Source organism: Gelidibacter sp. (assembly GCF_053579655.1).
On record NZ_JBMDWE010000069.1, the window covers coordinates 1 to 6882 of the forward strand.

Genomic DNA, 6882 nt, shown 5'->3' on the forward strand with positions numbered 1-6882 from the left:
AAATAATGAAGCCGAAATTTATGCGCGCATTTCCGTAAATGGCAAACGCGTCAACCTAAGTTTAAAAAGAAAAGCAAACATTGATCAATGGGATGCGCGAACCAAACGTGTAAAAGGTAATTCGCCTTTTGCGAGGCAAACCAACCAATATCTCGAAGAAGTCAATTCCCAAATCTTCCAGATCTATCAGGATCTCAAATTTAAAGGCGAGCTCATTACTGCTGAACTTGTAAAAGCTCACTATACCGGGGGTACTGAAGAACAGGGTAAATCATTGCTTGAGATATTTGGTTATCATAACAAGAAAATTGAGAACACTTTGGCACCTGGTTCCATCCGAAACTTCGGAATTACAGAATCCTACATTAAAAAGTTTCTGCTTAAAAAACGCAAAACCACAGATGTTTATCTCAAACAGCTCAACTACGAGTTTCTCACCGACTTTCAGGTGTATCTATCCAATTTGTATCCTGCAGGCCATCCAAGGGCTTTAAGTCAAAATACAGTGATGAAGCACATTCAGCGATTGCGGAAAATAGTTACCCTGGCCTTTCATATGGAATGGATGGTTAAGGATCCTTTCGTGCGTTGGAAGATGTCCTTCGATAAAACCAACAGAGAATTCCTTTCCGAAATTGAATTAAATAGATTAGAAACTAAGGAGTTTATTTCTGACCGACTAGATCGCGTCCGCGACCTATTTGTTTTTAGCTGTTACACCGGAATCAGTTATGTGGATATTATGACGCTTACATCAGACAATGTCATCTTGAACATTGATGGTAGTTATTGGATCGAGACCAAAAGACAAAAAACAAATACTGTGGTCAAGGTGCCTTTATTGTCACAGGCTCTAAGAATCATTGAAAAATACAAAGACCATCCCGTAACGGCCGTTTCCGAATCCTTATTACCAGTAATTACCAACGAGAAATTAAATGCCTACCTCAAGGAAGTCGCCAATTTCGTGGATATTAAAAAGAACCTGACTTTCCATATGGCGCGTCACACGTTTGCGACGACCATAACTTTGTCCAATGGGGTGCCCATAGAAACTGTTTCTAAAATCCTGGGTCATACCAAAATTTCGACGACTCAAATTTATGCCAGAGTATTGGAACATAAAATTAGCGCCGACATGAATAACTTAAAATCGATTTTAGAGACTAAGAATAAGGCGCAAAATAAAGATGGAGGTGTAAAAGATGCTAATTAGCTAGTATTTAGGGGGTCATGAGTTTGAGGCTTTGATTAATTGAATATAATTTATAGCTTGTTGTGCTAATTTAACCAGCTTGGCGCCTATTTATGAAATTAATCAATCAAGTCTTAATAGACTATAAACTCAATGTGCAGCTTATCGAAAATACCGATCTAACTAAGATGAAAAACATCAAAGTTGGAATAGACCTTTCCATGCAAACCATGAAGGAGCTTCGAAAACTGACCCAGTTACAGAATAGTTTTCCAACCCAGGAAGATGAAATTCACTTTTTCAAAAACATCAAGCCTTTCGTTTTAGGAAGACTTAAATTTTTTGGGGAACTTCAAAAATTCGAGCTGAAATGGCCCAAGGCAGACGTCAAAAGTCAGAAGAAATATATTCGATCGTCTATAAAGACACTTGATCACTTTAGGATTGATAATCTTCTGTTTTGGCATTATATAAAAAATAAAGAAACTCGAAATGACAGTCTTTACTTCTTGCGAAATAATTATCAGGTGGGAATAGGTGGAGATATGTCTCAATTTATTGTGGATCCCGAATTTTATACTTCATACGATATCCTCAAGGCACGATTTGTAGCAGCTGATTTACTAGCTAAACATTATAAAAGGTTGCAACTAAAATTATCCAATAAAGGATCGCCTGTTAACTCAGACTTGACTTTAAATAAAAACCAAACCTGGAACGGATCAAAAACAGATTTGGTGGAGCTTATTCATGCGCTCCATGCTGCTGGGGCTTAAATAACGGCCAATCTGAAATAGCTAAAACGATTCAATGCTGCGAAACTTTCTTTAACATCAATCTCGGAAATACATACAAAACCTTCGCGGAAATAAAATCCCGTAAAAACGATCAAACTAAATTTATAGATTCCTTAAAACAAGGCTTGTTGAAGAAAGTAAATACAGACGACTCTGAGGTTATTTAGTTGATAATCAGCTGAAAGGGAAAATTGCAAATGTTAAATTTCTTCGTACTACCGAAAGACTACCGAAAGAATGTCAAAAATTTTTCTCAGTTCTTTTTTACCCATCAAATCACTACAAAATCTATTATAAATCTTGTGGTTATTTCTGAAATTGATTAAAAAAATGACGCCTCATCATGTGGTTGATTAATTTGCCAAGAACATCACGGGAATTTAGTGTCCCCATAAAAAATAGACACAATACTGGTTTAGCCCCTAAAGCCTTATTATATATGGCTTTAGTCAAGATTAAGCCAATCAAATTCCCACTTTTCAAATGTTAAATTTCTTCGTACTACCGAAGGACTACCGAAGAATTCACAACAATAACTCGCAGCTTTGTAGAACAAAAGTCAAATCAACCCAAGTGCTATCAATAATGATAGTTTTTAAAGAAACCTTACCACCAGATGAGGTAAACATTAACTCTTAAAAATTTTGTTCTACAATGGCTACAGCAATTATTACTACTGAAGATCTCTACGACTTCAAAATGGAATTGATCAGCGAATTCAAAAAGCTTCTGGACCACAAAAAGCCAGAGGCGCCGCTCGCAAAAAAATATTTGAAATCTGCTGAGGTGATGGACCTGCTCAAGATCAGTCCTGGCACGCTTCAAAACCTTAGGGTAAACGGCACATTGCCCTTTACCAAGATTGGCGGCACCATTCTCTACGAGTATTCTGAAATACTGCGTATTCTCAACCTTAACAAGGTTTCTTTATAAGTGTTAATAGCAGGCAAAATCCCGCAGGAATGCGGGATTTTCAATTTTTTTACCATGACTGAGGTTAATTTCATACAACATTTAAAGGCCGTATTCTTGCTTTTTGCCAAGGACAATCGCCTTAATCCAACGCACATAAGTCTGTATTTGGCTTTTTTCCAAATCTGGAACCACAACCGGTTTCCACAGCGTTTTTATGTAAATCGGGAGGAGGTGATGCGACTGGCCAAAATTGGCTCAAAATCAACCTATCACCGCTGCGCAAAAGACCTGAATAATTTCGAATATCTCCTGTATTTTCCTTCGCATAATCCGTTCAAGGGCTCCGAAATCAACATGCTCATTTTCGGGACAAGCTCTGGACAAGCATTGGTTTCAAGTGTCCCATTTTCGGGACAAGCATTGGATTTAAGTGTCCCAAATTCGGGACAAGTAGTGGGACGTTTATATAAACATAATAAAACAATAGTAAACAGTTATAAACTGCAAAAGCCAAAAAATGAAAATCAAGTTTTAGATTTTTTTAAAAAACAAAAATGGTCGGAAATGGAAGCTGCAAAATTTTTTAATCACTACGAATCGACGGGATGGAAATTGGGCGGAAAAGTCCAAATCGAAAATTGGCAGGCCACGGCAAAAAATTGGATGATCAAAGCGGCCGAAATTGCCCTAAAAACAAAAACAAACGAAAACGGTTCCCAACTGTCCCAAAATCGGGACAACCTCCATACCACTCGAAATAAAGATTACAACCAGCCACTTTAATTTTTTTTGATGTGACACCCAGAATTCTTAAACTCTAAAAAAATGAAACACTTTTCATCAAATTACAACCTGAGCAACCCAAGCATTATTTATGAAGGGGCCTCACAGTTCGAACTAGGCAAACTGGAAGGCAGAGTTATTCAATATGATTTTGAAAGGATTTTGCAATATCTCTTGGTCAAAGGGAAATTGATGTTCGGGAAAAATTTTAAAATTTACAATGAGGATCACAAACTGATTCTTAAACTATCCAGTTACTTCATTCAAGACCGCCAGTTCGCTCTAAAATTCGGAATTGATATAGATAAAGGTTTACTGCTTTCGGGACCTGTAGGCTGTGGCAAAACGACCATGATGATGTTATTGCCGCATTTGGTGCCGCACAAAAGAAAATATAACATCGTTCCGGCAAGAAACATTGTTTTTGGATTTAACGCCATCGGTTACAAAATGATCGAAGACTACTGTGATGCCAAAGATTATTGTTTTGACGATTTGGGCGTTGAGAATATAGGTACGCACTTCGGTAAAGACTGCAACGTCCTGGGCGAAATTTTAATTTCCCGCTATGACCTCTTTAAAGAAAAGGGCGTCAAAACCCATTGCACCACCAACCTCAACGCCGAAGAAATTCAAGAACGCTATGGCGAACGTGTCCGATCAAGAATGCGAGAACTTTTTAACTTGGTGGGGTTTGAGGCGTCTAGTGTTGATAAGAGGGGATAAGCTTAAAGTAAATGGTTTATTTTAACACTAATTGTAAGAAATGTCTTAAAAAAGGAATATGTTTGATGAATATGATAAATAGACGCAATGAGTTGCACTTATTCAATTGTAAGCAATAATTAAAAAAAAGACATCTTAACAATTATAAACAATTAGATATGGGATTTTTTGATGATTTACTGAAAAGTACAAATAAAATGATAGAGGAAATGGATTCTGGTTCGGATAAAAGCAGAAGTCAATCCTTTCTCGAAAAATTTTGGAATAAACGCAATGAACTACAAGATGCCAAAGACAGTAGTTACGGAAAAGAAAAAAGTATCCTCGGTAAACTACTCGATTCATTGAATAGAACAGGTAAAAATAATGATATGGAGCCGTGGTAGCCTGAAAAACTTTATAACCTATTTCAGAGGTAACAAAAGAGATGTCGAAAAATTAAAACCTTAAAAAAACCTTAAATGAAAAAATGGCTTAGAAGATTATTGGGATTGGATTCCATTAGCGAAATTATACTCCAAAACTCCGTTGATACTCAAAAACAACTAAACGATATGAATCGACAGATTCATTATTTGTCGAGCTCAGAAAACAACGTTGTGCTTTCCGAAAAAATTGAAGATATAATATCAGGATTTGAAATAAATAATGAGTTGGCCGGTATTTCATTTAAATCTATTGATGAAGAAGATTTTAAAAATAAATTGCCAAAAATATTCTTGAATAAAGAAAGTCAAGATACATTTTCTGGAACATTATCAAATATTATTGGCGGTACAGCAAATACTGCAATTGCAAGTTCAGCTACTTATGGCTTATTTAAAGCAACTGCAGACCCAAGTACATTAATGAAACTTTCAAGTGGAGGATTGGCGTCAACAGTTACAGGTGGTGGGAAAATAACCCAACAAGCTGGATTTATTCAACAAGGTAGTACAATGTTTACACCAATGATAGTATTCCAAATCGCCTCAATTGCTACTGGTCAATACTATATGAATAATATCGCAAAACAGCTGAATTCTGTTCAAGAAAAACTAGATGAACTTTTAAACCTTTTCCATATAGAACGACAAGCCAAATTAATAAAAGCTTTTAAATTTCTAACCGAATATCTCAATAAAAGAAATTTTGTTATAGAGGATTTTGTTTTGCTGAAATCTATAATTTCAGAGCTTACCAGTGTAAGGGAAGAGTATTTCTTAATGTTAGAGGATTCAGTTAGTGAAATAAAGAAAAACAATCAATACACTTCAGTAAACTCACTAAAAGAGGCGAAGAAGAAGCATATAGACTTTGAAAAGACTGGTTTTATTTTTAAAATGAAAACATCACTTATTGCGGATGAACTATTCCATTTGGCGAAACTGACCGAATTTCACATGAACTTATGTTATAAGAATCCCGATATAAATAGGATTAACGTAATTAGTGACCAACTCAAATCCATTAATGAATTTAATTCAGACAATATATCCTTTCATAAAACTCAAACACTATATAATGAAATTGAGAAGGATACTTTAGGCTGGTTAGATACTGCAAAAAATAATACTTGGTTTAACGAAGTTGAAATTACAGAAATAAGGAAAAATCTTGACAACCAGTTTAAAGTGTTTGCATCAGAAAAAGACGAAAAAATTAAATCAATTACTACCACTTATAAAAATGTAATTAATCCATTTATAGAACAAAGAACAATTATTATAGATAATAGAAGAGGTAAATCAGAGCTGTATATGGAGTAGTAACTATTGCTAACAAAAGTATAAAAAATAGGGCAATTATGTGCTAAACCCGATGGTTCAGATCTATTTGCGAGGTCGCCAAATCTTTTGATTTGGCTTTTAAGCGAATAATATAAAAATGCAAAAGATTTGGCTGGTGGATAATCCGTAAGGTAATTACTTATTTATAATCCTACTTCTTTTACATTAAACATTCCACTAAAAAAACATCCCTAAAACACCAATTCCGCATACTTAAAAGGATCACTAATTCCCGAAACATTCCCCATATATTCCTTACCTCTCAATTTCGAAACCGTATGAGCTTCCAATTCTTCCGGTGGATATTCTTGAATAATCTCCTCAATAAACTTCTGGTCCTTATTGCCTTCTAATTTGGCCAACCATTGATCTGCCAATTCTTCGTGCAAAATCACAGGCATTCTAGCCTCCTTAAGTTTCGGATTATTATGGATTTTTGCCAGGAGCGGATTTCCTGTGGTCGTTACAATCGAGAAGGTCTTCATTTTTCCTGAAGTTTCAGGATTGACCCATTCATTAAAAAGTCCAGCTAAAATAATCGGGGAGTGGTCTTTCTTGTAGATATAAAATGGATAAGTCTTTTTTTTAAAATGATGATGTTCATAAAACCCATCTATATAAATTAAGCAACGGCTTTCATTGGCAGCCTTTTTAAATGAATTTAACGTAAAAATGGTTTCCCCGCGGGCATTCAAAG

9 protein-coding genes are annotated in these 6882 nt (G+C 35.6%); 8 read left to right on the forward strand and 1 reads right to left on the reverse strand.

The window, feature by feature from the left end; all coding sequences use genetic code 11:
• From ACOH2D_RS18110 to ACOH2D_RS18145, 8 genes are all read left to right on the forward strand, one after another.
• On the forward strand, positions 1–1216 hold a 1216-nt coding region (locus ACOH2D_RS18110; protein WP_449536145.1), incomplete at its 5' end, for a site-specific integrase.
• Positions 1217–1308: 92 nt separating this feature from the next.
• Positions 1309–1971, forward strand: a complete 663-nt coding sequence (locus tag ACOH2D_RS18115; RefSeq protein WP_449536146.1) for an RteC domain-containing protein — start codon at positions 1309–1311, stop codon at positions 1969–1971.
• Between the two features lie 56 nt (positions 1972–2027).
• Complete coding sequence (locus ACOH2D_RS18120) at positions 2028–2159, forward strand: RteC domain-containing protein (protein ID WP_449536153.1); 132 nt, start codon at positions 2028–2030, stop codon at positions 2157–2159.
• A 487-nt stretch (positions 2160–2646) separates the two neighbouring features.
• Positions 2647–2925 (forward strand): helix-turn-helix domain-containing protein, encoded by a 279-nt coding sequence (locus ACOH2D_RS18125; protein ID WP_449536147.1) that lies wholly within the window; start codon positions 2647–2649, stop codon positions 2923–2925.
• A 54-nt stretch (positions 2926–2979) separates the two neighbouring features.
• Positions 2980–3690, forward strand: coding sequence for a hypothetical protein (locus tag ACOH2D_RS18130; RefSeq protein ID WP_449536148.1), 711 nt, complete (start codon positions 2980–2982; stop codon positions 3688–3690).
• Between the two features lie 42 nt (positions 3691–3732).
• Complete coding sequence (locus ACOH2D_RS18135; protein WP_449536149.1) at positions 3733–4416, forward strand: P-loop NTPase family protein; 684 nt, start codon at positions 3733–3735, stop codon at positions 4414–4416.
• Between the two features lie 158 nt (positions 4417–4574).
• Positions 4575–4802, forward strand: a complete 228-nt coding sequence (locus ACOH2D_RS18140) for a hypothetical protein (RefSeq protein ID WP_449536150.1) — start codon at positions 4575–4577, stop codon at positions 4800–4802.
• A 75-nt stretch (positions 4803–4877) separates the two neighbouring features.
• Entirely contained in the window at positions 4878–6164 is a 1287-nt protein-coding gene (locus ACOH2D_RS18145; RefSeq protein ID WP_449536151.1) for a hypothetical protein, read from the forward strand.
• A 212-nt stretch (positions 6165–6376) separates the two neighbouring features.
• On the opposite strand, the gene ACOH2D_RS18150 is transcribed toward ACOH2D_RS18145, so the two are convergent.
• Positions 6377–6882 (reverse strand): SOS response-associated peptidase (locus ACOH2D_RS18150; RefSeq protein WP_449536152.1); only part of this gene is annotated, 506 nt, incomplete at its 5' end.

Coding starts and splice junctions, on each gene's coding strand:
- ACOH2D_RS18115 (WP_449536146.1), top strand. CDS start 1,309: ATGAAATTAATCAATCAAGTCTTAATAGACTATAAACTCAATGTGCAG.
- ACOH2D_RS18125 (WP_449536147.1), top strand. CDS start 2,647: ATGGCTACAGCAATTATTACTACTGAAGATCTCTACGACTTCAAAATG.
- ACOH2D_RS18130 (WP_449536148.1), top strand. CDS start 2,980: ATGACTGAGGTTAATTTCATACAACATTTAAAGGCCGTATTCTTGCTT.
- ACOH2D_RS18135 (WP_449536149.1), top strand. CDS start 3,733: ATGAAACACTTTTCATCAAATTACAACCTGAGCAACCCAAGCATTATT.
- ACOH2D_RS18140 (WP_449536150.1), top strand. CDS start 4,575: ATGGGATTTTTTGATGATTTACTGAAAAGTACAAATAAAATGATAGAG.
- ACOH2D_RS18145 (WP_449536151.1), top strand. CDS start 4,878: ATGAAAAAATGGCTTAGAAGATTATTGGGATTGGATTCCATTAGCGAA.